Source organism: Vibrio sp. MACH09 (assembly GCF_033238805.1).
GTDB lineage: Bacteria > Pseudomonadota > Gammaproteobacteria > Enterobacterales > Vibrionaceae > Vibrio.
This window is the reverse complement of record NZ_BSFZ01000002.1, coordinates 891,863-918,333: the sequence shown is the minus strand read 5'-3', so window position 1 is coordinate 918,333 and position 26,471 is coordinate 891,863. Positions and strand designations below refer to the sequence as shown.

Sequence of the window (26,471 nt, the reverse complement as noted above, 5' to 3'; positions counted from 1 at the left end):
CAATTAAGAACTCACCCGAGCGGGCTACCTTCTTTAAACACAATATCCATATAGAATTGTGATGGTATCTCTCACTACATATACGATTTGTTAATGAGATCAAGCATGCATAAGGTCAGCACTTTTTAACCAGAATTGAGCAGTTTTTAGTTAGGTACTTTAGCCAGAGCTTCTGGATATCCTCGCTGATTTGCCAGTTGAACGGCTTTGCGCTCAACCTCTGCGAGTCCTAGATTTAAATGATTTGGGTGCTTCTGCTCTATTGATTGTTCTGTTGTAAGGGACTGTTCTTTAATAGGAGATTGTTCTGTTACGAAGGATTGGTCATTTCTGCCTAGCTGGCTTACCGCTTTTGCAATTTTAGTTGCAGCTTGATAGGCAGATGACGCTTTCACTATCTCTACTCGTGCATAGCGTTTGTCTGTGAAAGAGACATCGACAGCTCTTAGTGAAGGGTCGGAACCTGGGATCTGTTGTGCTCCATACAGCGGTTTGCCCGCTTCGATAGCAGAACAGAACATTGGAACAAAGCGACTAAGGTGTTCAATGGCACGAGAGGTTCTCTCTTTTTGAGCCCCCTCAGGCCAACCAACTCTCATTTTCTGCTCAAGCTCATTGGCCAACTTGGGTTGAGAGCTGTTCTCATTGGATGACGACAGTCCCTGTTTAAACAGAGTAATCTCTTCTGTCATGCCATGCAGTTGAAAGTATCCATCCGGATATGGCGTTAACTGAGCCATCCCATCAGGGGTGCCTCTTTCACCATGAAAAATCACTTCAGGCCAATGCATTTGACTCTCAGGCCAGCGAGTAACAAAGGCAGATTTAAACTCCACTAACCGTTTTTGCGGCTGTCGAGTCACATCATCTATAGTACCGCTTCGATAACCACAGGCATTGACAAGGTAATCAACCTCAAGTGAGTGATAATGGCTACTATCATCGACATAATTTAGGTTCCAACCACTTCCGTGGAACTCCGCACCTTGCAATAAACAGCCTGTGAATAGCTGGCATTTAGGGTGAGACTGCAAAGTCAGGGTGGCACTGGCGGCCAGCCTAAACACACTTAATCCAAACTCCTGTACCACCACGACCGGATACTTAATCTTGTCTAATGCGACATGTTTAGCAAACGGAATAAGCCACTCACTAATGGTCTCAGGATGCTTTAACTGAGTTTGCTGCGCTAACGCTTCCAACTCATCTCGGTCAAATAGTCGATAATAATCATCCGGATTACCAAGTACGGCATTGCTTTCATCGAGCTCCACCAGATCTCGATATGCCGCCTGAATGGCGATTAACCTCGGCAGCAAAGCTTGCGGCTCACCAACATCTGTTGTCGGTGTAGCGATGACGGTTGGACGAATATTAAGAGCATGTGGATAGAGGCGAACGGTATCTATCGATTGTTTTAGAAGATCCAGACACTGCTGTTGGGATATTTCTCGGTAGAGGTTCCCCCCAGCATGCAGATGACAGATAGGAGGCCCGCTGACCAAGCCAGCTCCACGCTCGATGAGCGTTACCTTAAATCCTTGTTCGCAAAGATGCAGTGCCGTTGTAGAACCAGCAATTCCCCCCCCTATCACACCGATATGCGGAGCAGAATTATGTTTCATTGATTTATCCACCTTAATGACATCACCTTATCGTTCTATCAAACGATTTCTCTGCAATTAAGTTGCATAAAGGTCGGTTTGATACAGTTACTTTTTGATCTAGCGCAAAGATTATAACCGCAAATCAAAGGGATTTGTTAAGTAGATCAGGAAAAATTTCATATCGTAACAATATGAAATGACTTAGATAACCTTTTCAATTCTCATTGAAAAGTAAGTAAGGGATTAGCGTTTTACTACGCTATTTCGGACAACCAGAGTAGGTTCAAGTTGAAATTGTTCTGGTTCCGAACCTGCGCCGTCAATGCGGTGCAGTAATCTATCAACCGCGGTTCTACCCAGCCTAAATTTGGGCTGATGTATGGTGGTTAATGTCGGGACCATATACTTAGAAATATGAATGTCATCATAGCCAATAATGGAGAGTTGTTGTGGAATGTTTACCTGCTTCTCATTTGCCGCGTTAATCAAACCCATGGCCATCATATCGTTGCAAACAAACACGGCGGAAGGAAGCGGGCCATTATCAAATAGCTGATTAAACGCTTGATATCCACCATCGCATTCAAAATTAGACTCAATCACCCATTTGGGATCTACAGCAATATTGGCTTCTTCCATCGCTTTGCAAAAACCTTGATAGCGAATTTTTGCCTGATGGTGGTGCATAGGGCCAGTAATACAACCAATTTGTTTATGACCATTTTCAATCAGGTACTTACCCGCTAAATAACCGCCATGCTTTGAGTTATCGTTTATTTTATCGCTGGTAAAGTGAGTCTCGCCCCAATCCATGACTACGGTTGGAATATTTGGATATAAATCAAAAACATCTAAATATTGCCCTTCTAGAGTGGAACAGAGCAATAACAAGCCATCGACTCTTTTCTCAAGCAGAGTGCTCAGCGAGGCTTTCATTCTCGCTTCATCACCTTCGGTGTTACATAGGATCAGGTTATAGTTTTGCTCATAACAGCGTCGCTCCACCCCTTTTACTACCTCACCAAAAAAAGGGTTCGTTGAGGTAGTCACCAGAAGACCAATGGTTCGGGTACGGTTCATTTTTAGGCTTCGCGCCAATGCCGATGGCGCGTAATGCAGATCTTTTGCCGCTCGCTGCACTCTCTCTGATATCTCTTCACTGACATATCGAGATTGATTAATTACATGGCTAACAGTAGAGGTTGAAACACCTGCTCGTTTTGCAATGTCTTTCATTGTTGCCATGAAAATCGTCCTTTAGTCATTCATCTGTTGTTGTAAAAAAGCGTCAGCTTCAACCCGTGTCGGAATAGAGGTTTGTGCTCCAAAACGAGTTACCGAGATTGCCGCCGCAGCATGAGAGAACTTAATCGCTTCTTCTAAGGACATGCCTTCTAGCATGCCAGTCAGTAGAGCGCCATTAAAGGTATCACCGGCGGCTGTAGTATCTATCGCGTTCACTCTAAAGCCTTTGATTACCTTACCACTCTCGTGTTGCTCATTCTCACCACTGATTTTGGCCGCACCTTTTTCTCTGACACTTAACCAAACCCCTTCCGCACCTAGCGTTATCATCACCATGCTGATGCCTTTGGCGTGAAGAATATCTGCGGCTAGCTGAGCGGAACGCTCATCGAATACCGTGACACCGGTAAGCAGTTCTGCTTCAGTCTCGTTTGGAGTAATAATATCGACGCAAGAGAGCAGTTGGTCACTAAGCGCGGTGGCGGGTGCAGGGTTAAGAACCACAGTGGTAGCCGATGCTTTAGCCATTTTGGCTGCAAGCTCAACACCACAAATAGGGGTTTCGAGTTGCATTAACAAGTAGTCTGCATTCTCAATAAGCGGTATGTGTGGTGTAAGACGCTCGGCATCCAATTTACCATTTGCTTCTGCGGAAATACAGATGCTATTTTCGCCGGTATCGGCAACCTGAATCATAGCGATACCGGTAGGGGTATCTTGCTCTTCCATCACGGCTGACGTGTCTATGCCCGTCGCCTGAAAATTCTGTTTCATCTCTTTGCCAAAAGCGTCATCACCTACAGAGGCAATAAACGCGATATCTGCGCCAAGACGAGCAGCGGCAACCGCCTGATTCGCTCCCTTGCCTCCCGGGATAACTTGATAGCCAAAACCGTGTAATGTTTCTCCCGGTCTTGGGAAAGACGGCACTTTTAGCACATGGTCAGCATTAACACTTCCCAATACAACTAGCTTACTCATATATATTAACCTCAGCTCTGGATAAGAAAGCGATCAGCTGTTACCTACCCTGACATAAAACTTATTGATTAAAGAGGACGACTTTAAATCCTCAGCAGATTACGTATCTGTCCGCCGATAACCTTAATCAATAAACTTTATAAAGGGAGGAGGAACTCCTCCCTTTTTAATACCGATTAAAGAATCAATTATTCCATTACGATTTTAAGAGGTACTGGAATGTAAGCTTCTACTTTTTCGCCTTTTAGAACTTTGTCAGCAGTCTCGATACCTAGCGCACCGATAAGTTCTGGTTGTTGTGCAACTGTAGCAGCAAGTTGACCACGTTTTACAGCTGCAATACCGTCATCTGTACCATCGAAACCAACAATAACAATATCTTTGCCTGATGCTTGAACAGCGCGTAACGCACCTAAAGCCATTTCATCATTTTGAGCAAATACAGCTTGAACATTAGGGTTAGCCGCCAATAAGTTTTCCATTACATTTAGACCTTTAGTACGGTCAAAATCTGCTGGCTGGCTCGCCAATAGCTGCATGTTGCTGCCTTTAACTGCGTTCATAAAACCTTCGCCACGCTCACGAGCTGCAGAAGTACCAGCGATGCCTTCTAATTGGATCACTTTTGCATCAGGTGCAACAACTTCAGCAATAAAGTTACCGGCGAGTTCACCACCTACAACGTTATCTGAAGCGATATGGCTGACTACTTCGCCGCGAGATGCACCACGATCCAGCGTCAATACAGGGATATTTGAACGGTTAACCATGCGGATAGCGTTAGACACAGCATCAGAGTCTGTTGGGTTGATTAAAATCGCTTTTACGCCACGAACAGTAAGATCTTCTACGTTCGAAAGCTCTTTACTTGGATCGTTTTGAGAATCCAATACGATTAGCTTATAACCCAACTCCTTCGCTTTTGCTTCTGCACCATCTTTCATTGATACAAAAAACGGGTTGTTTAAAGTGGATACCACGACTGCTAAAGTATCCTCGGCAAAAGCAGAAGTACTCATAGAAGCAGACAAAACAGCAGCAGAGATAAAAGTTGCAATCTTTTTCATTTGTATAGTCCTTTGTTACGTAGGGAGGCCAGCTTATAACTGACCTATATTTTTAATATTGTTACTTGTTTTTGTTATCAACCAGTACCGCCAGAAGAATCACAACCGCTTTGGCTATCATCTGGTAATACGAAGATACGTCTAATAAATTGAGAGCATTGTTTAGGAAGCCAATAATTAACGCCCCTATTAACGTTCCCATGATTCGTCCGCGGCCACCGGCTAAGCTGGTGCCACCAAGAACCACCGCTGCAATGGCATCTAGCTCATAAGCCATACCAGCTGTAGGTTGTGCAGAAGATAAACGAGATGTGACGATAATGCCGGCTAACGCCGCTAATAAACCACATACCGCGTACACACCAATTTTAACTTTATCGACATCAATACCCGACAGGCGAGTCGCCGATTCATTACCGCCAAGTGCATACACATAGCGTCCGAAACGAGTATGGTTAAGTACATACCACGCTGTGGCAAAAACGATAACCATGATCCAGACAGGAACAGGAATACCTAATGTGTAGCCCGTACCAAACCAGGCAAACGCATCGGCAGTGTCTGTGAATCCCGTCGAAATAGGGCGACCATCGGTATATACCATGGTGACACCGCGCAGCAAGGTCATGGTCACTAAGGTGGCAATAAACGCCTGTACCTTACCTTTGGCGATGATAATGCCACTGATCGCACCTAATGCAGCCCCTGCAACCAAAGCTGTTGGCACAGCAATCAGCACGGGAACTTCCATCGCCACTAAGCTGGCGGCAAACGCACCACATAACGCCAGCACAGAGCCAACGCTTAAGTCGATTCCCGCCGTCAATATAACGAGCGTCATACCTACTGCAATGATGGCGTTAACGGATGTCTGTCTTAGAATGTTTAATACGTTATCTACCGTAAAAAAGTTGGGATTTAAAAACGACACCACAGCGATCAAAAACAGCAGCGCTATTAGCGATTTCTGTTCAATTAACCATTCTTTACTCAGTAATTTTTTATCTTGCATGGTTTCAGTCTTATTGGTTGTTAATTGAGTACTCATGCTGCCTCCTCATCAATTGATTTTCCGACAGCGCAAGCCATTAGTTTTTCCTGATCAGCGTCTTTAACATCAAATTCTCCGCTGATGTGCCCTTCATGCATCACCAATATCCGGTCACTCATTCCAAGTACCTCAGGCATTTCTGAGGAGACCAAAATGATGCTCATCCCTTCTGTTTTAAATTTATTAATCAGTTGATAGATCTCTTTCTTTGCACCAACATCAACACCCCGAGTTGGTTCATCCAAAATCAGAACTTTAGGGCGAGTCATTAGCCCTTTTGCGATGGCCACTTTTTGCTGGTTACCACCCGACAAGTTGCCGATAATTTGGTTGCGGCTAGGGGTTTTAATGTTGAACAAGCCAATAAAGTCATCCACCGCCATCACTTCATCTTTACTCTGAATATGAATGCCATTGGTTAACTGCTCTAAACAGCTTAGCGACATGTTTTCTTTTACTGACAAGCTTAATATTAGGCCATCGCCTTTACGGTCTTCTGATATGTAGGCGATACCATTGGCTAGCCCTTCTTGTGGGCTACGTGCGTTAACACTTTTGCCGTCCAAAATAACGTCACCGCTCTCTCTCTCCAGTGCACCGTATATCACTTTCATAAGCTCTGTCCGCCCTGCACCCATCAGGCCAGAAATACCTAATATTTCGCCTCTATCTAGGCTGAAGCTGACATCGTTCACGCCTTGTGCAGACAGATTTTTTACTTCTAAGCAGGTGGTTCCATGCACAGCGTCTATGCGGGGATATTGCTCATCAAGCTTTCGCCCTACCATCATCTCAATAAGGCGGTCTTCATCAGTATCCACAACGGCACATTGACCAATGAACTTACCGTCTCGTAATACGGTAATGTCATCACACATTTGGAAAATCTCTTTGAGGCGATGAGAAATGTAAACAATGCCGCACCCTTCTTGACGCAATTCATCAATCACCTTAAACAGTGATTCTGTCTCTGTGTCGGTCAGTGCGTCTGTAGGCTCATCCATGATGATCACTTTCGATTCAAATGAGAGCGCTTTTGCAATTTCAACCATCTGCTGCTCACCGAGGCTAAGCTCTCCAAGCGGACGTTTAGAGCTGTGTTTGACATTAAGCCTAGCGAGTAGCTGGTCAGCCTCGCGGTACATATCAGCCCAGAGAATCCGCCCCATAGGCGATGTCTTTTCTCGGCCAAGAAATATATTCTCTGCAATGGTAAGTTCAGGAATAAGGTTTAGCTCTTGGTGAATAATACTGATGCCCGCTTCTTGAGAATGTTTAGGTCCCTCAAATGCAGCCGCTTCACCTTGATACTTAATAGAACCCGCATCTAATGAATAGATACCGGTTAGAACTTTCATTAGAGTTGACTTACCTGCACCGTTTTCTCCCAACAACGCCATCACTCTTCCCGGATATACGTTGAGGCAGGCATTATCCAGCGCTTTTACGCCCGGAAATGCTTTGTCGATGCCGTTAAGTTCTAAAATTGGTTGAGTCATTCTCTGTTCCTCTATACTCAGGTTGTTGGTATTCAAGGTTAATTAAAAAACCACACCTGTTTGGAAGATGACGTTTGCATAAGGGGTACATTCCCCTGTTCTTACTACGGCACGACTCTGATGCGTTCTCGCTTTAAACTCTTCATGAGAAACATATGAAATGGCGATTTTCTTACCTGTTTCGGCGCTATCCTTATCCAACACCGCAATCAACTGGCTATGAAGCTCTGGACTCACTTGACGTGTTTCCTCAGCAATCACCACACCTTCAATTTGTGACTCTTTTAGCAAAGTCTCTACTGTCTGAATAAACCCCGGAACACCATGTGTAAGCGCTAGGTCAATTCGCTCTACTTCAGCAGGAATTGGCAAGCCTGCATCGCCGATGGCTATTTCATCAGTATGGCCAAGCGTGGCAACAAGATATGAGAGCTCAGAATTTAACAACGATGTCTTTTTCATAAATAGGTTCCGTATTCATTACCAGTGTGAGTACCAATAGATAAGAGTCTTTTCCCTCTCATCGAAACGTATCGATGAACTTACAAAAAAACACATCGAAACGTTTCGACAAATAATAGCGGTTAAATTTTTTTTAGCTTGTGATGAAAAATAGATGTGTGATTTAAGTCTAAGGAATTGGTGTTTCTATGGATGGAAAAAAGATCTTTATCACTTTTAAAGTAATTATTCGTAACAAAAAACCTTCCAATTTTGGAAGGTTTTTTGTGATCAAAATCTAAATGAATCGGCGCTATTTAAGAATACGAGCTCTAAATTTACGACCTTTAAGCTTTCCGTTTTCTAGTTTAACTAAGGCTTGTTTCGCTATGGATTTATCCACCGCTACGTACGATCTCATGCTGAATAAGTTAATCTTACCGACTTTTTTACCATCGATCCCGTTCGCTCCAGTCAGTGCGCCAAGAATGTCTCCCGCCCTAACCTTCTGCTTTTTACCGCCTGCGATTTCAATGGTTACCATATTGGCTTGGAAAGGCTTAAGGGATAGCACAGAGTCATCTGGTAGTGCCACAGGCTCAATTGGCAGATCCATATACTCATCTATCATTGCTATACGGTGCATCTCTTTATCACTAAATAGACTGCATGCCATTCCTTTGCTTCCGGCTCTGCCTGTTCGACCAATTCTATGCACATGCACTTCCGGATCTCTTGATAACTGATAGTTAATCACCATGTCGAGGTTATCAACATCTAATCCTCGTGCGGCAACATCTGTGGCGATCAAAATAGAGATGCTTTTATTAGAGAACTGCACCAAAGATTGGTCACGTTCTCTTTGCTCCAAATCACCATGCAGATCAATGACATCGAAGCCCGCGTGATAAAGCTCGTCAGCGACTTCTTGTACTTCTCGTTTGGTATTACAAAAAATCACCGAAGATTCTGCCTGATATTTTAGCAATAGTTTCTGTACCGCTTGTAAGCGCTCTTCGTTATCTGTGATTTTATAAAACGTTTGTTGAATAGTGCTACTGGCGTGGGTTGATTCTACTTTCACCAACTCAGGCTTCTGCATTATACGGTTAGCAATAGATTGAATCTGTTCTGGGAATGTTGCACTAAATAGCAACGTTTGGCGCTGCTGGGGTGCTTGGTCAATAATGGCATCCAACGCATCTTGGAAACCCATATCAAGCATTCTATCCGCTTCATCCAATACCAGTGTATTAAGTTCAGCAAGATTAATGCGGCCTTTCTCCAAATGGTCAAGAATACGGCCAGGAGTACCCACCAAAATATGCGCACCGTGCTCCAATGAACCAATTTGTGGCCCCATTGGCATTCCACCGCATAAAGTCAGCACTTTAATATTATGAATAGTACGTGCCAGCTTACGAATCTCTTTTGCTACTTGATCGGCTAACTCTCTTGTTGGGCATAAAACCAAAGATTGAACTCTAAATCGCTTAACGTTCAGGTTGGTTAATAAACTTAACCCAAAAGCCGCGGTTTTTCCGGAGCCTGTTTTCCCTTGCCCAATAACGTCTTTTCCAGACAACATTAAAGGAAGGCTTTGCGCCTGAATCGGCGTCATTTCGCTATACGCCATAGACTCCAAGTTTTGTAACAGCGCTGGAGAAAGTGATAACTGGGAGAATGAAGTATTGCTCAAGGGAGTTCCTTTTTTAAGGTAGAAAAAACAGATTGTACAAATTAGCCGTGCAAGATAACCACATAATGAGAGTAGCACAACAATTATCCAATCATATTGTCAATAAATTTTACTTTGATAATCAAATAATCTATTTTATAGATAACTTGAATTACAAACTGATTGTTATATGACCAGCAAAGATCGCTTCTTATCCCCCCATTCTCACCACTTTGCTAAGCACAACCATAGCGGTGAACAAAAAACCTACTATGTATTGGCTCTCACCGTAGTCACTATGCTTGTTGAGATTATAGCGGGGTCATATTACGGCTCAATGGCACTACTTGCCGATGGGTGGCATATGGGAACTCATGCCGCAGCGTTCTGCATCACCTTGTTTACTTATCACTATTCTAAAAAACATGCTCACAGTGATGATTTCTCATTTGGTACGGGAAAAGTGAGTGTACTAGGAGGCTTTACCAGTGCCATTGCCCTTAGTTTAGTCTCACTATTAATGATCGTTGAGTCGATACACCGACTCTTCTCACCGCAACAGATACAATTTAACGAAGCCATAATTGTGGCGATTGTTGGATTAATTATAAATACGATATGCATGTGGTTATTGCATGATAATCACCATCATGATGCCAATGGACACCACCATAACCATAACCATCATGAACATGAACATGAACATGAGCATCATCACGACCACAACCTAAAAGCCGCTTACCTACATGTTTTGGCTGACGCACTAACCTCATTACTGGCGATCGCGGCACTAATCATAGGTAAGTTCTTAGGTATTATTTGGTTAGACTCGATAATGGGTATTGTTGGTGCCATCGTCATTATCAACTGGGCCGTAGCCTTGGTAAAACAGACCAGCCCAATTTTGCTCGATGCCAGTATCAGCGACCAAGAAAAGCAGCAGATAAAATCACAGTTAACGCAGTTGGGTGCAAAAGTAACCGATCTTCATATTTGGAAAATAAGTGCCGATCACTACTCTGCCGCGATCGTTTTGCAGAGTGATCAAACCGTTAATAGTGAAAACTATAAACGAAGCTTAGAAAAATTTGTTAAAATCAAACATCTAACGTTAGAAATCAATCAGGAAGAGTAAAATGCAAGCGCTAAACAAGTTGAATCACTTGTTAATTGAGTTCTATGACAAGCTATCTTCATGGGAACAATCTGTTGTAAAAGAGACAGGCTATTCATTAGCTCAGGTTCATACTATTGAAGTACTTGGCAATCATGGCTCAATGCGCATGAAAGAGCTGGCAGACAAACTAGGTATAACAACTGGCACCTTAACCGTCCAAGTTGAAAAGCTAGTACAAGCTGGCATGATTGAGCGTTGCCCTCACGAGAATGACAGACGCTCAATTGTGGTGGTGTTGACTGAAGATGGTCAGCAGTTACATCAACACCACAATGAGCTACACCTAAAGCTCACCCAAGATCTCACTAGGCATGTCAATTCAAAGCAGAGAGACATGCTGGTGACATGCCTTGAGAAAATGAATCGTGAGTTTTAAGTTTTAGCTGTTATCTATTTCTCGAATGACTCGACATGGATTTCCCGCAGCAACTACGTTGGCGGGAACATCTTTTGTAACCACAGCTCCCGCACCAATGACACTGTTGTCACCAATAGTAACGCCCGGGCACACTATCGCCCCACCACCAATCCAGACATTGTGACCAACTTTAATAGGCAGGCCAAACTCAATTCCCTGCTCTACTCTGCTCTTCACATCCAAAGGGTGACCCGCCGTTAATAGCTGAACATTAGGTGCAAGCAGAACGTTATCGCCAATTTCAATGGTATTTACATCCAAAAGAGTGCAGTTGAAGTTGGCATAAAAATTATCGCCTAACTTAATGTTTGTACCATAGTCACAACGAAACGGTGGCTCTAGGTAGACTTCACCTTTAGCGTGTGGAAACAACGACTGTATTGCTGATAACCACTCTTCACTATCGGGAATCGTCCCATTCAGTTTTTGAATTTTCTTACGGCACGCTATACGTTCAGCATAGAGTGTTTCATCCCAAGCAAGATAAGGTTCGCCTGCTAACATTTTCTGTTTTTCTGTTTTCATTTTTTTGCCTTTAGCCAAACAACATCATAACTATCAAGGGTAATTGGCTGTGATAGATCCACCCGCTGATCAGATAATATATCCACCACATGACAGCTAGATAAAATATCGCATATTGAACTAGGTACTGTTTGTGGCTGCTCACTAAAATTGGTAATTGCTAATAGCTTATCGCCACTGATATGTTTGCGGACATAGGAGAATAGACTGCTCTGGTAAGTTTCTAAAATCTCCGTCTCTGCTTCACCAAAAATCTCATCTTGCTGCCTCAGCTTAATCATTTTCGTCAGCTCAGCATGGACAATACCTTGTAGAGAGCTTTGATCATGAGCAGCATCTACCGCCTGCTGAGTGATCGCTGGTCGATTTACCCAGCGAGCATCCGCCTGTTTATGCGGATCCATTTCATAACTGTAATCATTAAGAATGGCCAACTCATCGCCTTGGTAAATTAGTGGAATGCCGCCAATGCTTAAGTTGATACTGTTTAACAAGCTTATACGTTTAATCGCTAAGTTTTGCTGGTGAACATTGTTGCTCTGTATCGCTTTCTCTAAGCCCGTCAGAGAAGCTAATGAACCACACACTCGGCAGTCGCCTGTTTGTGGGTTTTCTTGAAACGGAACTCCCTGCGCGAATGAGCCGGGGAATCGTCCGGTATAGAACTGATTAAGAAACTGGCGGTGATCATGCCCGTTTATACCGAGATTATCCGCAATATCATCATCAAAGGTCCAGCCAATATCGTCATGACAACGAATGTAATTGACCCAACTGCAACTTGGCTTAATGGTAAAACTCTTTTTTAACGATGCCGTTAAAAGCTTGGTTTCTCGAGTGGCTAAGCTCTCCCACATTAATGCCATCATCAATGGGTTATAAGAAAGCTGGCACTCATCCTTATCAATGTACTGTGCCACTTCATCAGGGTGTACAATCGCTTCTGATTTAAACTGCACAGAAGGAGCCACAATTTTAAGAGATAAATTGAATGCCTGAATAAGAGTATGAGCTTTCGGTAAACTCTCGCACTGCGTCCATTTCTCTTTCCAGATAAAGGCTAACGCATCAAGCCTCAATCCTTCGCAACCTATGTTAGCTAAAAACAGCATTTCTCTATTGATGGCATTAAAAACCGCAGGGTTAGAGAAATTCAGGTCCCACTGAAAGCTATTAAAGGTAGTCCATATCCATCGATTCACTTGGGCGTTATAGGTAAAACTGCCACGCCGTACTGAAGGAAAGATCTCTCGGCATGTTTGGTTGTACTGTTCAACTTCACGGATGTCATCGAGAAAGTAATAATAGTTTTGGTACTCAACATCCCCTGCTAATGCTTTTTGAGCCCAAATATGTTCATTTGACGTGTGGTTAAAGACGAAATCTAAGACAAGACTGATGCCTTCCTTTCTAAACGCTGCGGCTAAAGCAAGCAGGTCCGCTTCGGTTCCTAAGCGTTTATCGACTTTTCTATAATCTGAGACCGCATAGCCGCCATCACTTTCTCCTTCCGGCGACTTATACAACGGCATTAAGTGAACATAATTAATGCCTAGTGACTTAAGGTAGGGAATTTTTTTTGTCACTCCAGACAAATCACCAGCAAACAGATCCACATACAGAGCCATACCGAGCATCTTTTCATTTCGATACCAAGTTGGTTGCTTTAGTCGTTGCTCATCTTGCTGTTTTAAATCGTTATCTCTTGCAGCAAAAGAGTCAGACAACTCCACAAGTAACTGTTGCAAATGCCAAAAGAAATCATATTGATCGCCGTACAGGTGGTGCAATTTAATCACTAACTGGGGAAAATAGTGATCAAGACGCTGTAAAAAAATCTTCTCGTCTTTTTTACTTAACTTTGTTAACTGAACAGACTCTAGAGCTTGTCTTAATGCTCTTTTTCCTTGATCTAGCGACAACATAACCCACTCCGATAACCTATATGTTGCATGGAATATAGTAAACTTAAACGATTAAGTATTGTTTAAGATAAGCTTAAGAAGCAAACATGTGAAGTCATACCATTTTATTCTCAAGTGACCTCAAGGAGCAGGATTCAGAGCCACATCAACAGGTTCAGTTCAAGCAAGATAATCGAAGCAATAACATTCCCCTTTCAAGGTTATCTGACGCAGAAATGAGCTTGTTGAGGTTACTTGAATGTACAGAATGGGATTGTCATATAAGGCCTGTTGACCACCAATAATCAACAGACCCTACATGTAATCAAAAGAATTGAATTGATTTTCTTCCCTTAGAGGGCTTGTTCTCTTGTTCAGGTATATCTTGCTCTGACTGCTGTTCTTCAACAGAATCACTCTGAATGTCTTCTGAAGTGTCGTATTGCTGGTTGATCGCTTCTGCTTCTTCTGCGGATACTTGAAACTCTTCTGCCGTTAAGTCATTTTCATCTATTTCAGGCAGTTCATCCATATCATATTGTTGTTCCATACCTTCTACACAGATGACGACATAGTATTCCTGATTAAACTCTATCAAATCGCCATCGTACATTTTACGGCGTTTACGTGTCTCTATCTCACCATTTACTGCGACATAACCTTCTGCAATGATGTGTTTTGCTTCTCCACCACCATTCACTAAGTTGGCGATCTTAAACACCTTATACAGTTCAACAGGTTCATTAGAAATCTCTACTGCTATCGCTTCAATTTCAATCTCTTCTTGATCGCTGGAGTTAGATTGTTCGAAATTCATTTTCTTTCACTTATATTCGGTATAGGCCGCAAGTTTATCACATAGATAGCACGACTTTCATGCTAGTTGTTAATACCAATTCTTGTTTAAAACAGCAAATATCGACACTACTACGGTGATTTGCACCCTTTAATCATTAAAAATTAGATTAATTACTCTACAATCAATCACTACGAATTTGATCCAAGTTTGTTTTTTATCAATAAACCGAAAGCAACGTCATTAAGAATTAATTGCTATCTTTCGCTTTCCTTATAGAAATGATGACTTACATTACGGCATTTTGATGGCTAAATTTGTTGCAAAAGCCCACTATTAAAGCATTTATGCGCAGCTCACCCTCTATAATCCATAATTTTAGAATATGCTAAACTCTAAAGTAACTCGTATAATTACCGATAAATCATTATGAAAGCTCTATTTAAATAACATTTAACTTTCATAAAAGTACAAACTGACATACAAAAATTACAAGTTAGTTTTACATTAAATCATCATACAAAAGTTGGCGCTTTTTAATCCTTATGTTCCATGGAAGTACTTGAAGGAATCAGATATGAAATTTAGCCATAAAATCGTTATCGCTTCAGCAGTTTTAATGCTAGTAACGGTAAGTCTACTATCAGTAAAACAGGTCATGACTATCCAGTCTGAGCTCGAAGCCACTATCGAAGTTAGCGTTAAAGACATTATGCAAAGTGTCAAAAATAACGTAGTCGCAGAGATGGAAGGGCGTAAAGACGTTGCTCGTTACACCACCAACATCGTTGAGCGTAACTTAGCTCCCGACGCAATCATGGCCGTTATCGATCAACCTGCCCTTAAAAAACCTTTTGTACTCGTAGGTGGGGGTTTAGAAACGAACGGTCAAGCCATTAGTGGCGACCCGGGTTGGGATCCAGGTTCATCATGGGATGCTCGCGCTCGTCCTTGGTACAAAGATGCAAAAGCTCAAAACCAGTTAATTGTTACTGCCCCTTATGCCGATTCCGTTACCAAAGAGATTCTTATCTCCATTGCTACGCCATTAAGAGAAAACGGCCAGTTTAAAGGCGCACTCTTTTTTGATGTAAGCTTGGTCGGTCTGGCAGAAATCGTAAACAACGTGCAACTGTTTGATGCCGGTTACGTATTTATTGTCGATAGCAAAGGCTCAACCATTGCTCACCCTGACGCAGAGAAAAATGGTCAACCATTCTCTTCCTATCAAACTGGTGTGCAGATTAAGCAACAGATGCAACATGTTGAAGTGGAAGGACAAGAGTTCGTCTTTAACTTTGTAAAAGTACCGAATCAAGATTGGTTTATTGGTGTTGCCTTAGATCAGGATATTGCATTTGCTTCGGTTTATGAGATGCGCACATCATCCATCATTTTCACCGTTGTAGCTCTAATTATTAGTATCACACTCCTATTGCTACTTATTGCGAAATTGATGCGCCCTCTTGACTCTCTGAATGACGCTATTCAAGACGTAGCGACTGGCGATGGTGACTTAACACAACGTCTGTCTACCAAAACCGACAAAGAATTTGCCGAACTTGCCGGTGGGTTCAATACTTTTACAGAGAACCTTCAAGGTCAAATTAAACAGCTTAAAGGCATTGGTGAAGAGATTATTCGCGGGGCAGAAAGTACCGCAGAAGGTTCATCACACGCTGCAAGTGCTATGCAAGAACAGTTGCAAGAGCTTGAGCAACTGGCTACCGCAATGAACGAAATGGCCACTACCTCTACTGATATGGCAGGCAATGCACAAGGCGCCGCGGGTGCCGCTCAAGAAGCCGATGATGCCACTCAGCAAGGTTCACTGGTTGTTAGCCATACCACAGAGTCCATCAATGAGTTGTCCAACCGTATAGATCAAGCCGTTAGCGAAGTGAAAGCGCTTGAGGATGCAACGGACAGCATTGAGACGGTACTGCAAGTTATCAATGATATCGCCGACCAAACTAACCTGTTAGCACTGAACGCCGCGATTGAGGCTGCACGTGCCGGTGAGCAAGGTCGAGGTTTTGCGGTAGTTGCCGATGAAGTACGAACCCTTGCACAGAGAACGCAAGAGTCAACGACTGAAATCCGCAATATGATTGAGCAACTTCAAGCGGGTGCCGGTTCTGTTGCCAAAGCGATGGGACTAAGTAAAGAAACCGCGAGTAATACAGTTGAACAAGCACAAGAAGCAAACATCGCTCTAGAACGTATTCGTGATGCGATTCAACGCATTTCTGACATGAACATGCAGATTGCTTCTGCAGCCGAAGAGCAAAGCTTGGTGGCTGAAGAGATCAACTCTAATACAGTGAAAATTAAGGACCTATCTGTTCAGGTATCTGAAGGGGCAAACGAAGCGAACATGGCAATGCAAGTACAAACAGAGAACGTTCGCGAACAGAGCAATATCTTGAATAAGTTTATTGTTTAAACCAAACAATAATTAAAGATAAAACGCCAGTGCAGTCATGTCTCTGGCGTTTTTTTTGGGCTCTTAGCTCTTAGCTCTTAGCATCATCAAACACGATTGTGCAGGCAGTGTGAATTCAAATTCTCCGTGCTGAGATAAAAACAGGCAATCGCTAAGCAGATCGTACATATTCCATGGCCAATCTATGGATATCTGAATCGTTTTTTCCGATTTATTAATGGCGACTATGCCTTCTTCACCTCGGGAGAAGACTAAATAGTCTTCATCTCCAACGACTCTTGCCATCGTTTGACCATGCACTTTATTGTGGAAGCGAATCATAGATGCCATACGGTGCTCTTTCCATGCATCTTGCCAACGAGGTTTACCTGATTCGTCACGAATATTGCTGGTGTTTAAATCACTATATATCAGCGGAACACCACCATCCCGACCAAGTATATAGCAGTAAGCTAACCACTCGTATCGCTCCTCCATCACCAAATCGGAAAACACATCGTTATTGGGGATGTCATGAGTAATAGCAAAAGTGATCGCTCTGGATTTAGACAACGCTTGTCCAAAACAGTAAGGGTTTATCAGAGACTTCATGTCTCCCGTTTCACTGAATGCCTTAAAAATGCTATTAAAAAGGGGAAAATCATAGGCAGCTAAAGTGGTAGATTGCAGATAGGGTTGCAAAAACAACTGGTACTCTTCCTTGGTCGCTCCCCCATCAGTAATTATCTCGCCAAAAATATGAACATCTTGGGTAATATCGCGGGTCCACACTTTATTTAAATGTTGTAGGGTCATGTGCTTTGCGGCATCAATACGGAACCCTTTTACACCTAACTTTTTCAGTGCTCTCAAATAGTGTTGCTGCTGCTCAACCACATGCTCGTTGTCAATCAACGTCGGTAACCCCGGGTCTTCTGGTCCTCCTGAAATTCGACCATTTTGAACCTGCCATTTATTCTTCCAATCTTCAATGCCAAACGCTTCAACAAAATCCTTCTCGGTAAATAGTGGCTGAGTAAGATCGCCAAACAGACGCCATTTTTGATATTGGTTATGGTCTCGTTGATAACTTTCCATATCCCCGTGACTAGGGTATTGCAGATCCAGCCGTTCACTGGATTCGTTAGCCATGTGATTGAACACCACATCCACATAAACCTGCACATCAACCTTTGTTAAGGCCGTAATCATTTCAATAAACTGTTCCGTATTACCGAGTTGATTATCTATAACCCGATAGTCTTGCGGTTGATAGCGCTGCCACCACTTAGTTGCTGGGTCGCTTTTTAATGACTTCATTGGAGGTGAAACAAGTACAGAGCGATAGCCGAGCTGGCTAATTTGCTCAGCTTTTTCTGCTACATCCTGATAAGACCAATCGAACGCATGCAAAATCACATCCGTTGTAAAAATTTCGTTTTGCTTAATGTTCATTTAAACATCCTGTGTTTACTTGCGCGTTAAAGAAACCCCGTTACCTTAGGGTCTGTTAACCTTTCCCGTATATTTTTGCAACTTTTTATTGGTGCTTTATACAAGGCAGCGTCTGTGCCGTGTAGTCAACGACACAATCAGGCGATAACGCATTAACTTAAACCATTAACAGAATTATAAAGGCACTGTAACGGAATAAATCAGCCTTTAATAGATTGATTTGGGGGGAGAATAAGGGCGTAGAGAGACGGAACATGGTCAACTAACTTCATTAAGCTAAGCTATACGGCCGATTGAGTTCTGTGCAACCAAATATATCATGAATATAAATACTATCTTTAAAAAGATTAGATTATCAATTAACCTTAAGTTAATAATCACCTGTTATGAAAAATTATGTTAATCAACCCTTGGCTCTACACATTTAAAACTCTGGTCGAAGTGGGACATTTTACCAAAACCGCTGAAAAACTTTTTATGACGCAACCGGGAGTGAGCCAACATATTAAGAAACTGGAGAACGAACTGGGGGTACAACTTCTACTTAAGTTTGGTAAAAAATTCGAGCTTACCGAAGCTGGCAGCCAAGTTTATCAGTTCTCCTGCCAACAGCTAAAACAAGAAGCGGCACTAAAACAGAGCATAATACAAGACTCAGAGCACAGCGGAGACTGTCGCTTTGCTATGTCTGGTTCACTCTGTATGCAGTTTCAAGCCACATTTTTAAGCAGACAAAAACAGTATCCGCAATTACGGGTTTCGTTAGAAGCCGCACCAAATTCGCGCATTGCAAACGACTTAATAGACAATACTATTGATATTGGTTTGATGACCAAAGTACTTCCATCTGATCAGTTACACTACCAAAAGATAGGCGAAGAGAAGTTGTTCTTGATTCTGCCGGACACAGCCAAATCCATCGCAATCACTGAACAAAACCTAGCGGAACTTGGGGTCATAGACCACCCTGATGGGAAACACTATTTAAGTGAAATTTTACGCAGTTATGGATTAGACAAATCGCAAACGAATATACCGATCAACGGTTACATTAATCAGTTAAGTCAAATTCTTTACCCTGTAGCGCAAGGACTCGGATTTGCTGTATTACCGTTAAGTGCAGTATCTCTATTTCCCCAGCAGAAAGATATTCACATTACTCACCCGCCTCTACAGTGCAAAGAAAGTGTTTACTTAGTCACCAAGCAAAACAGACCTATCGCCAAGCGCTATCAATGGTTTATCGACACGCTTTCTCAATCGTTTTGAACATCTCCCTTTAGGAAGTACCTATTTGGTGCAAGTTAATATCAACCTGCGCCACTCTAGTGCAAGCATCAAGAACCGAATAACTCAACTATTTAAATATCAACAGGTTAACTGTTGGCTCGATACTTGATTAATAAATGTATCGTCACTTGATTAGCTTGGGGATTAGATTATGCACGACACGCTTACAGTAGTACTTGCCGGAGGTATGGGGTCACGCCTATCCCCTTTAACCGATAACAGAGCAAAACCCGCCGTTCCTTTTGGCGGCAAATATCGCATCATTGATTTTACCTTAACCAACTGTCTGCATTCTGGTTTGCGACGCATTTTAGTGCTGACTCAATACAAGTCTCACTCGCTACAAAAACATTTGCGGGATGGTTGGTCGGTCTTTAATCCTGAGCTAGGTGAATACATCACGGTTGTGCCTCCTCAAATGCGCCACGGTGACAAATGGTACAGCGGCACCGCAGACGCCATTTATCAAAACTTATGGTTGCTGTCTCGTAGTGAAGCTAAGTATGTTGTTGTCTTATCGGGGGATCATATTTACCGCATGGACTATGATGCCATGCTTAAAAAACACAAAAAGACCAATGCCGACTTAACCGTTGGCTGTATGGAAGTGCCCTTAAATGAAGCAAGTGCCTTTGGGGTAATGTCTATTAATGAGCAACAACAAATCGTGGCGTTTTCAGAAAAACCCGCCCGTCCAACATCTATCCCCGATAAACCAGACAAAGCGCTTGCCTCTATGGGGATCTACATCTTTTCTACTGATGCGCTAAATCAAGTGCTTCAACAAGATGCCGCTAACCCTAGATCCAGTCATGATTTCGGCAAAGATATCATTCCCAAACTCATCGATGGCGAGAAGGTCTATTCTCATCAATTTGGTGGCGAGTCAGGTCGAGTATCTGCAGATACCTATTGGCGTGACGTAGGAACCATAGACAGTTTTTATCAGGCCAATATGGATTTGCTACAGCCTGTACCACCGATGGATTTATACCAGAAGAATTGGCCTATTCGTACCTATGAACCACAACTGCCACCAGCCAGAACCGTCTCATCCGCAACCGGAAATGAAGGTATATTTATCAATTCAATTATCTCAAGTGGCGTGGTGATTAGCGGAGGCTCAGTACAAGACTCGATTTTGTCTCCAGAGGTTAAGGTGGAGAATGGAGCCACTGTATCTAGCTGCATACTATTTGACAATGTGTCCGTTGGTGAGAATTGCCAACTAAAAAATTGCATCATAGATAAACATGTCCAGATCCCAGCAGGAACCAAAATTGGTATAAACCCAGCTAAAGACAGAGAGCGCTTTACCATCTCAGAACAGGGAGTGGTCGTGGTTCCGGAATCTTATTGCTTTGATTCATGACTTTAAAGCGACCGCTAAATCTCGGAACCGAGCTGCTTTAAATATCCCAACATAAAAGCAGTTCGCCTCTCCGCTTCTGCTTTGGCAGAAGATGTGTTCATGCTCTTTTTAAGGTTAAGCAACTTCACATAGAAGTGATCGATACTATGCTGTTTATCATCTAGATCGCGAGACTGAGCAAATGGATCTGAAGGGTGGTAGAGATCGACACCTAAGCTGGTACTGACTTGTAAACACCTTGCAATACCAATGGCACCTAGAGCATCTAACCGGTCGGCATCTTGTACTATCTGCGCTTCCAATGTTTCTGGCTTGACGTTAGCGCTGAAACTGTGCGCGATGATCGCGTGGCTGATTTCAGGAAACAAGGCTGGGGGGTAACCGATTTTATCAAGGTAAGCTAGCGCTTTTTCCGATGCTATCATAGAGCTGCTAGCTCTTTCTGGATGATTCTTTGCAAATGAGAAACAGTCATGAAGATAGGCCGCTGGAAGCACGATTTCCAACTTTGCGCCTTCACTTTCGCATAAAGACTTTGCCGTTTTGACCACTCTTAAGACATGGTTTAAGTCGTGAGCAAGATCTTGCTGCATTTCCAACTCGATAAATTTACAAAACTGCTTCTCAAAAGAGTCTAACATTTGACGTTTCATAGCTATTCTATACACCCTACACCGCAAAACTCACTCAATAAGCAACAACAACGTGCCCTATCACGGCCATTAACCAGACACTTGTTCAAAGGTAGCGACTCACCCTTGCAACTTCTGCCAACGCAATATTATCAGCTTCTATAGCAAGCTGTACGGAAGCCAACTTAAACCATTGCACATCTTCAGCTTCTTGGGCTGTAATTTCCCCTTGCCACTGATCAACAATATAGTAATGAATCAACTGCAGTTCACTGGTGGGATGGTATAGCGAACATAAATACTGGTACTGAGTTGGAACAACATTGAGCTCTTCCTTCACCTCGCGGCATAAGGTTTGCCGTTGAGTTTCACCTTCATCCATGTGCCCACCAGGAATATTAATCAAACCTGGATCTGTTCTCTTATACTCGCTGCGTTTTTCAAGCAAAACGTTGTCATCCTTAAGCAAAATAAAAGAGACGCACTCATGCACTTCCATCTGATTGTTCCTTACTCTATTTTATAACCAAGTGATGCCAAAGAGCTTGTTTAGCGATAGTACCGGTTTTTATCAAAACGCTGACTTGCGTTGGCACTTCAATACAGGCCCATTATTAAGGCCTTTCATTTCCATTATTTCTGCGCTTTCAAATGAGAGTTCATACGCACTAACTAAAACCTCGGGCATATCACTATTAATTTTGTCCACAACACTTCTTGAAAACATATTGTTTGCAATCGCATCGCTCTCTGCTGCTGTTTCTATCAATACGTTGCCATCTAACTGCCATGTTCCTTTCGCCTCAATTGTAATGGACACTAAGTTACTAAAACTACCCATGCGTTCTTCCATCTTTCCTGTGGTATTAAAGGTTTTATTTTCCGTATAGTTGCTTTCTGTTTTAAACTCAGGTCCCCTACCGTTAGCAAATGCACTGGCATCGCATTTCCATACACCTATAATCTGATCAGAACTTACATTTTGAACACTAGGATTTTCTTCTACTGGTAACTCTTTACTGGCACAAGCACCAAGAAGGGTGCAAACAACTAACACTGCTATTTTTTTCATTTTATTCCTTTGTACCAACTGTTCATTTCGAGAGGTTTCTCCCTATTATGTAATCTGGTTTTACAAGCAACTAATTACAACACTTACCTTGCTCTTGAATTGGAGGGCAAGGAACACTGCCATAAGAGCAAAATACACAGCAATCGCCAGTGTTAGGTTTGAGTAACTCGCCACACCCTTTGCATTCGTAAAAATAGAGACACGAATTTGTAGGCATGACTTCTCGGCTTTTATGGCCGCACTTCGGGCAAACCAACTCTGACTCCAATACCGTTTTCATGGCTACTCTCCTTTATTCTGAACTCATTCAAAGCATAGAGCCTCAGTGGCAACATAACACTAAAGGCAAATATAAAACATAAAGATACACACGAGTCTTAACTGGCGACACTGGTCAAGACTGCATTTTTGCGTGAGCTCGTAGCTTCTTTAACGCCCAATCATAATGACTTGGCATCGCAGATACACAATAACTTCCTAGCGTTGTTGTGCCTGTCCAGTCGAAGTACTGTTTAGTGTACAGCTCTTCATTGGTGAAGTTTTTAGCGACTTCGATCGCTGCTTTATGGCTCTCTTGCAGCAGAGCCTTGGCAGTTAACAATTCGGTTTGTTGATGTTTTTGCCAAAACTCAATATTCATCTGGCCATACGTTTTCCAATTGTATGGTGGAGGAAGAAAAGCCGCATTCTGACCCGACATGTTTGAATTGACCCAATTTAGTAGCAACTGATGCCACTCGTACAGATGTATCAAAACATCCCGTAGGTTTTTGTCTCGGCTCCAATGCGATTCTTTTTTGCTTTTGTCATCGGAAAAATCAAATTCGGTATTTAATGCTTGTTCGGACATAGAATCGATATACCGAAACAGATTTATAAAATTATCATCCGCTTGAGAAATTAACTCTTCTTTTGTCTTAGCTCTCGCCATAACAGACTCCATTCTTCGTCGACAGGTCAAAACCAACACCTAACCTAAACATTATACCGATAACACTCAAGCTGCTTAGAACAAAAATGCCAAGTGTTGTGAATCACGCTTTAGAGTATTAAGCTGCCAGTCCCAATCAATGTTCAGTATTAGTCTGTTATGATCGCCGAGTAATAACCTACCGTTACAAGTGATAAAACAGATATAACAGCTATAGCATCGGCTGTTACTGCTACCGGTGTGAGTATGACTTTTCCAACAGCGGTAATACCGCCCTCAGGAGTTTCGACAGTAATGTACTGCTCCTTATCAAAAGAAGTCACTTCTAGATTACCTTCCAATTTATAAAGCTTGCCTGATAGATGAGTATTATAGATGATGCCTTTCTTGCGTTGAACGAATCCTAAATCTAATAATTTTTCCAACTTTGGTGAGTCATTTGTTAGCTCTACAAACAACTCCAATTCTCCGCTTACTATATTGTTTTTATCAATTTTGAAGTTTCTATATGTCGCTTGAAACTCTAACTCGTGGCTGACAGATAGAATTGCCTTAAAATCAGTCAAAATATCAAATATATAGCTATATTTCTCACCATCAATGATTAATAAGTCTTTATCAGGTACAACATAATAGCCTTTTACTTTTTCATTATAGGTCGGCGGTTCCCACAATGCTGACGTACATCCACTTATTAATATAAAAACTACGATGTATAATAGACAGCGCCTCACAAATACTCCTAATACCTAACAACCAATATGCAACAAGAATCAAAAAGTATCATAAAAACTCATATAAAACATTAGCATAAACACTAATTGCTACTGAAATTCGTCTCAAAATGGATAAGTGCTATATAGGTTAGTAATTTCTGATGCGGCGAGAAAAGTGAAGGAATGCTTAATGGAAAACACTAAACCTATCGCAAACCATCAACCCGTTATTGACATAGAAACTTAATAAAACATATGCTTATCCCGCACTAGCAAAATCCAGTGCCGAGATTAGTACCTCGCATGTTATTCACGACACATCAATGACAGTATTTTGCTGTTTTTTCTGATGTGTGCTTTAGCACACCTAAATATAGTGATTTTGTCTACGTTCTAGACAACAAACTCAATTATGGTGAGCTGGGCAAGGCAACCTTAAGGTTGGCCGTGTCGTGAATGCGGTAGTACTAACCTTGTTCAGCTCACCACCCTTTGATTAGTACCTTTGAGTGGTGATTTTAGTTAGTCATTATTCACGGAGGTCATCATGACCCATCAAAACGAACCTGATTTCTATCTGCAAGTCGAAGACTTTGTCTTAAACGCAAACAGCGATAACACCCCAATTGATAACGAAATACGTATTTTTCTGCTGACGTTGTTAAACCAGTTTAAACATCAAGATGAAGAGTAACGGATAAAAGATAGGCACCTCTTTTAGTTGCCTAAACTCCATATTATTTTCACAAGTAATTTATTACTTCGAAGTACTCTGGCTGGTCAAATTCTTTACCAAACTTAGCTGCCATATTTTTTCTGCTTTGGTTCCGAGATACCAAAAACTTAAAGCCAGTATCGCAAAGAAAATGGCTTTATGGGTACTGTCCCAGAAGTATTCAAAAAAACGAGTATAAAGATTTATAAAGATAAACGTGAGGCCAAAGCCCCGTGTCATTCCATCATCATACTTCAAATATTAAGGTGGCTGTCCCAATTAATTTGTGGTATGAATTGGTGGGTGGTTCTAGAGTAGGGACGCCACTCGGATGAGTGGCGTCTGTCTTACATTTTATTTATCACCACGTAGTAAAAGCGACTTACCATTCAAACTAACTTGATTGACAGTAACGAAACGACCTTTAAATGATTCATACGATACTGATATTAAGTTACCTGCTGATATCAACTCGACTGCATCCTTACAAACATACTGGCTCAAACCAAAAGAAAACCTCTTCTTTACTTTTTCATTAGAAACAATAACTTCTACTGATTCTTCTGACTTACCAGTTTCAATACAACGCGAAGATATAACCTCACCCGCAAAACTCTTTTCTTCTTTTAAAAATGAAATTAGAGAAAAAAAACACAAAACTAAAACACATATTACCGCAAATACTTTATTACTCATTTGTATCCTCTTCACTCCAAATTTCATTAGCACAACGAGGATATGCATCTTAAAAAAGATTCAAGCCAACCCGTTCTCATCTGCTCGGTTATAAGTAGGTTAATATACTTTTTCTATCATTTAGTTGAAACATATTGAAAAACAACAATTTTATGCGAATTGATTGTATAGAGGTGCTCAGCTGATGCTGTGATTGAAAACTAACACAAACTAACAGGACAGGCACAATAAACTTCAATAAACTTGTTTTTATTAATCTAGGGGTGGGACACCACTCGAATGAGTGGCGTCTATAAATATTCCGTTTCAGTATGTGATTTCCATTTTCTGCAACCTTTTATAACTATTTACGAGCTTTATCGACAAATATGAACCAATTAACAGGTTAATCACAATCGACAGTAATATATGCACAAATGCTAACAAAACTAAAACTATCGTTGCTATGCAGTACTCTTTAAGCAATTTTTTGTCGTTGCTGAAAATATATTTCACATACTCATCTTTAATAAAAATGGCAATCATAAACAATGAAAATAAGGCTAAAAACCACAATCTTTCACTAATACTCAGCATGAAAAAGATTATACTAAACGTATATACAGAACCTAATTTATACATACCAAACGTACTTCTGTTTTTTATCATCTTCTATATTTTCCTTTTGCAATTAAGGTACCGTCCCTGTTGTTCTGTTGTCCCGACTGGGTGTATGAGTTTTTACTTTTAAGCTTTGGATTTAGAACAGCGGAATCTCTTACCAAATAACCACCATATC

Annotated in this window: 24 protein-coding genes and 1 pseudogene; 6 read left to right on the top strand and 19 right to left on the bottom strand. The window is 41.9% G+C overall.

All coding sequences use genetic code 11. From position 1 onward, the window contains the following. Positions 1-146: 146 nt before the first annotated feature. The 8 genes from CHJ_RS19370 to dbpA all read right to left on the bottom strand — a co-directional run bounded on the left by CHJ_RS19370 (position 147) and on the right by dbpA (position 9,590). On the bottom strand, positions 147-1,625 hold the full coding sequence (locus CHJ_RS19370) for an FAD-dependent oxidoreductase (protein WP_317918685.1): 1,479 nt from the start codon (positions 1,623-1,625) through the stop codon (positions 147-149). Positions 1,626-1,850: 225 nt separating this feature from the next. Then, positions 1,851-2,852 carry a substrate-binding domain-containing protein gene (locus CHJ_RS19365; protein ID WP_171751682.1) on the bottom strand — a complete coding sequence of 334 codons (1,002 nt, stop codon included), beginning with the start codon at positions 2,850-2,852 and terminating at the stop codon, positions 1,851-1,853. 12 nt (positions 2,853-2,864) lie between these two features. Then, positions 2,865-3,833, bottom strand: a complete 969-nt coding sequence (rbsK, locus tag CHJ_RS19360) for a ribokinase (RefSeq protein WP_171751681.1) — start codon at positions 3,831-3,833, stop codon at positions 2,865-2,867. A 188-nt stretch (positions 3,834-4,021) separates the two neighbouring features. Further along, the gene (gene rbsB / locus CHJ_RS19355) at positions 4,022-4,900 is read right to left on the bottom strand and encodes a ribose ABC transporter substrate-binding protein RbsB (protein ID WP_171751680.1); all 879 of its coding nucleotides are present in this window, start codon (positions 4,898-4,900) and stop codon (positions 4,022-4,024) included. A gap of 61 nt (positions 4,901-4,961) precedes the next feature. Continuing rightward, positions 4,962-5,948 (bottom strand): ribose ABC transporter permease, encoded by a 987-nt coding sequence (gene rbsC, locus CHJ_RS19350; RefSeq protein ID WP_317918684.1) that lies wholly within the window; start codon positions 5,946-5,948, stop codon positions 4,962-4,964. Further along, positions 5,945-7,450: a ribose ABC transporter ATP-binding protein RbsA gene (gene rbsA, locus CHJ_RS19345; protein ID WP_317918683.1), complete on the bottom strand. Its 1,506-nt coding sequence runs from the start codon at positions 7,448-7,450 to the stop codon at positions 5,945-5,947. The genes rbsC and rbsA overlap by 4 nt, the downstream gene beginning before the upstream one ends. 42 nt (positions 7,451-7,492) lie before the next feature. Next, positions 7,493-7,912: a D-ribose pyranase gene (gene rbsD, locus CHJ_RS19340; protein WP_171751677.1), complete on the bottom strand. Its 420-nt coding sequence runs from the start codon at positions 7,910-7,912 to the stop codon at positions 7,493-7,495. A 292-nt stretch (positions 7,913-8,204) separates the two neighbouring features. After that, the gene (gene dbpA / locus CHJ_RS19335) at positions 8,205-9,590 is read right to left on the bottom strand and encodes an ATP-dependent RNA helicase DbpA (protein WP_317918682.1); all 1,386 of its coding nucleotides are present in this window, start codon (positions 9,588-9,590) and stop codon (positions 8,205-8,207) included. A gap of 169 nt (positions 9,591-9,759) precedes the next feature. Between dbpA and dmeF the strand changes: the two genes are divergently transcribed. Both dmeF and CHJ_RS19325 read left to right on the top strand, forming a co-directional pair. Continuing rightward, complete coding sequence (gene dmeF / locus CHJ_RS19330) at positions 9,760-10,704, top strand: CDF family Co(II)/Ni(II) efflux transporter DmeF (protein ID WP_317918681.1); 945 nt, start codon at positions 9,760-9,762, stop codon at positions 10,702-10,704. 1 nt (position 10,705) lies between these two features. Then, a complete protein-coding gene (locus CHJ_RS19325) occupies positions 10,706-11,122 on the top strand; it encodes a MarR family winged helix-turn-helix transcriptional regulator (protein ID WP_171751674.1) in 417 nt (138 codons plus the stop codon). A gap of 3 nt (positions 11,123-11,125) precedes the next feature. Here the strand turns inward: CHJ_RS19325 and CHJ_RS19320 are convergent, their stop codons facing one another. The 3 genes and pseudogenes from CHJ_RS19320 to CHJ_RS24155 all read right to left on the bottom strand — a co-directional run. Further along, positions 11,126-11,689, bottom strand: a complete 564-nt coding sequence (locus CHJ_RS19320; protein WP_171751673.1) for a sugar O-acetyltransferase — start codon at positions 11,687-11,689, stop codon at positions 11,126-11,128. After that, complete coding sequence (locus CHJ_RS19315) at positions 11,686-13,614, bottom strand: amylosucrase (protein WP_317918680.1); 1,929 nt, start codon at positions 13,612-13,614, stop codon at positions 11,686-11,688. Before CHJ_RS19315 ends, CHJ_RS19320 begins: the two co-directional genes overlap by 4 nt. A gap of 537 nt (positions 13,615-14,151) precedes the next feature. Further along, a pseudogene (locus CHJ_RS24155) lies at positions 14,152-14,410 on the bottom strand (RNA-binding S4 domain-containing protein); the annotation flags it as partial. 556 nt (positions 14,411-14,966) lie between these two features. Between CHJ_RS24155 and CHJ_RS19305 the strand changes: the two are divergent. After that, a complete protein-coding gene (locus tag CHJ_RS19305; RefSeq protein ID WP_317918678.1) occupies positions 14,967-16,835 on the top strand; it encodes a methyl-accepting chemotaxis protein in 1,869 nt (622 codons plus the stop codon). A 63-nt stretch (positions 16,836-16,898) separates the two neighbouring features. On the opposite strand, the gene CHJ_RS19300 is transcribed toward CHJ_RS19305, so the two are convergent. Further along, positions 16,899-18,269, bottom strand: coding sequence for an alpha-amylase family glycosyl hydrolase (locus CHJ_RS19300; protein WP_317918677.1), 1,371 nt, complete (start codon positions 18,267-18,269; stop codon positions 16,899-16,901). A gap of 396 nt (positions 18,270-18,665) precedes the next feature. On the opposite strand from CHJ_RS19300, the gene CHJ_RS19295 reads away from it, so the two are divergent. Both CHJ_RS19295 and glgC read left to right on the top strand, forming a co-directional pair. Next, a complete protein-coding gene (locus CHJ_RS19295; protein WP_317918676.1) occupies positions 18,666-19,538 on the top strand; it encodes a LysR family transcriptional regulator in 873 nt (290 codons plus the stop codon). Between the two features lie 172 nt (positions 19,539-19,710). Beyond that, positions 19,711-20,931: a glucose-1-phosphate adenylyltransferase gene (gene glgC / locus CHJ_RS19290; protein ID WP_171751667.1), complete on the top strand. Its 1,221-nt coding sequence runs from the start codon at positions 19,711-19,713 to the stop codon at positions 20,929-20,931. A gap of 14 nt (positions 20,932-20,945) precedes the next feature. Here the strand turns inward: glgC and CHJ_RS19285 are convergent, their stop codons facing one another. The 6 genes from CHJ_RS19285 to CHJ_RS19260 all read right to left on the bottom strand — a co-directional run bounded on the left by CHJ_RS19285 (position 20,946) and on the right by CHJ_RS19260 (position 24,240). Then, positions 20,946-21,572: an HD domain-containing protein gene (locus tag CHJ_RS19285; protein WP_317919214.1), complete on the bottom strand. Its 627-nt coding sequence runs from the start codon at positions 21,570-21,572 to the stop codon at positions 20,946-20,948. Between the two features lie 97 nt (positions 21,573-21,669). Further along, complete coding sequence (locus tag CHJ_RS19280; RefSeq protein WP_317918675.1) at positions 21,670-22,062, bottom strand: NUDIX hydrolase; 393 nt, start codon at positions 22,060-22,062, stop codon at positions 21,670-21,672. A 72-nt stretch (positions 22,063-22,134) separates the two neighbouring features. Further along, complete coding sequence (locus CHJ_RS19275; RefSeq protein WP_317918674.1) at positions 22,135-22,635, bottom strand: hypothetical protein; 501 nt, start codon at positions 22,633-22,635, stop codon at positions 22,135-22,137. A gap of 70 nt (positions 22,636-22,705) precedes the next feature. Next, positions 22,706-22,915 carry a GDCCVxC domain-containing (seleno)protein gene (locus tag CHJ_RS19270; protein ID WP_317918673.1) on the bottom strand — a complete coding sequence of 70 codons (210 nt, stop codon included), beginning with the start codon at positions 22,913-22,915 and terminating at the stop codon, positions 22,706-22,708. A 114-nt stretch (positions 22,916-23,029) separates the two neighbouring features. Beyond that, positions 23,030-23,566, bottom strand: coding sequence for a ClbS/DfsB family four-helix bundle protein (locus CHJ_RS19265; protein WP_317918672.1), 537 nt, complete (start codon positions 23,564-23,566; stop codon positions 23,030-23,032). Between the two features lie 149 nt (positions 23,567-23,715). Then, the gene (locus CHJ_RS19260) at positions 23,716-24,240 is read right to left on the bottom strand and encodes a hypothetical protein (protein ID WP_317918671.1); all 525 of its coding nucleotides are present in this window, start codon (positions 24,238-24,240) and stop codon (positions 23,716-23,718) included. A gap of 589 nt (positions 24,241-24,829) precedes the next feature. Between CHJ_RS19260 and CHJ_RS19255 the strand changes: the two genes are divergently transcribed. After that, positions 24,830-24,976, top strand: coding sequence for a hypothetical protein (locus tag CHJ_RS19255; protein WP_317918670.1), 147 nt, complete (start codon positions 24,830-24,832; stop codon positions 24,974-24,976). A gap of 375 nt (positions 24,977-25,351) precedes the next feature. Here CHJ_RS19255 and CHJ_RS19250 read toward each other — a convergent pair whose 3' ends face one another. Beyond that, the gene (locus CHJ_RS19250; RefSeq protein ID WP_317918669.1) at positions 25,352-25,693 is read right to left on the bottom strand and encodes a hypothetical protein; all 342 of its coding nucleotides are present in this window, start codon (positions 25,691-25,693) and stop codon (positions 25,352-25,354) included. Positions 25,694-26,471 lie beyond the last annotated feature (778 nt).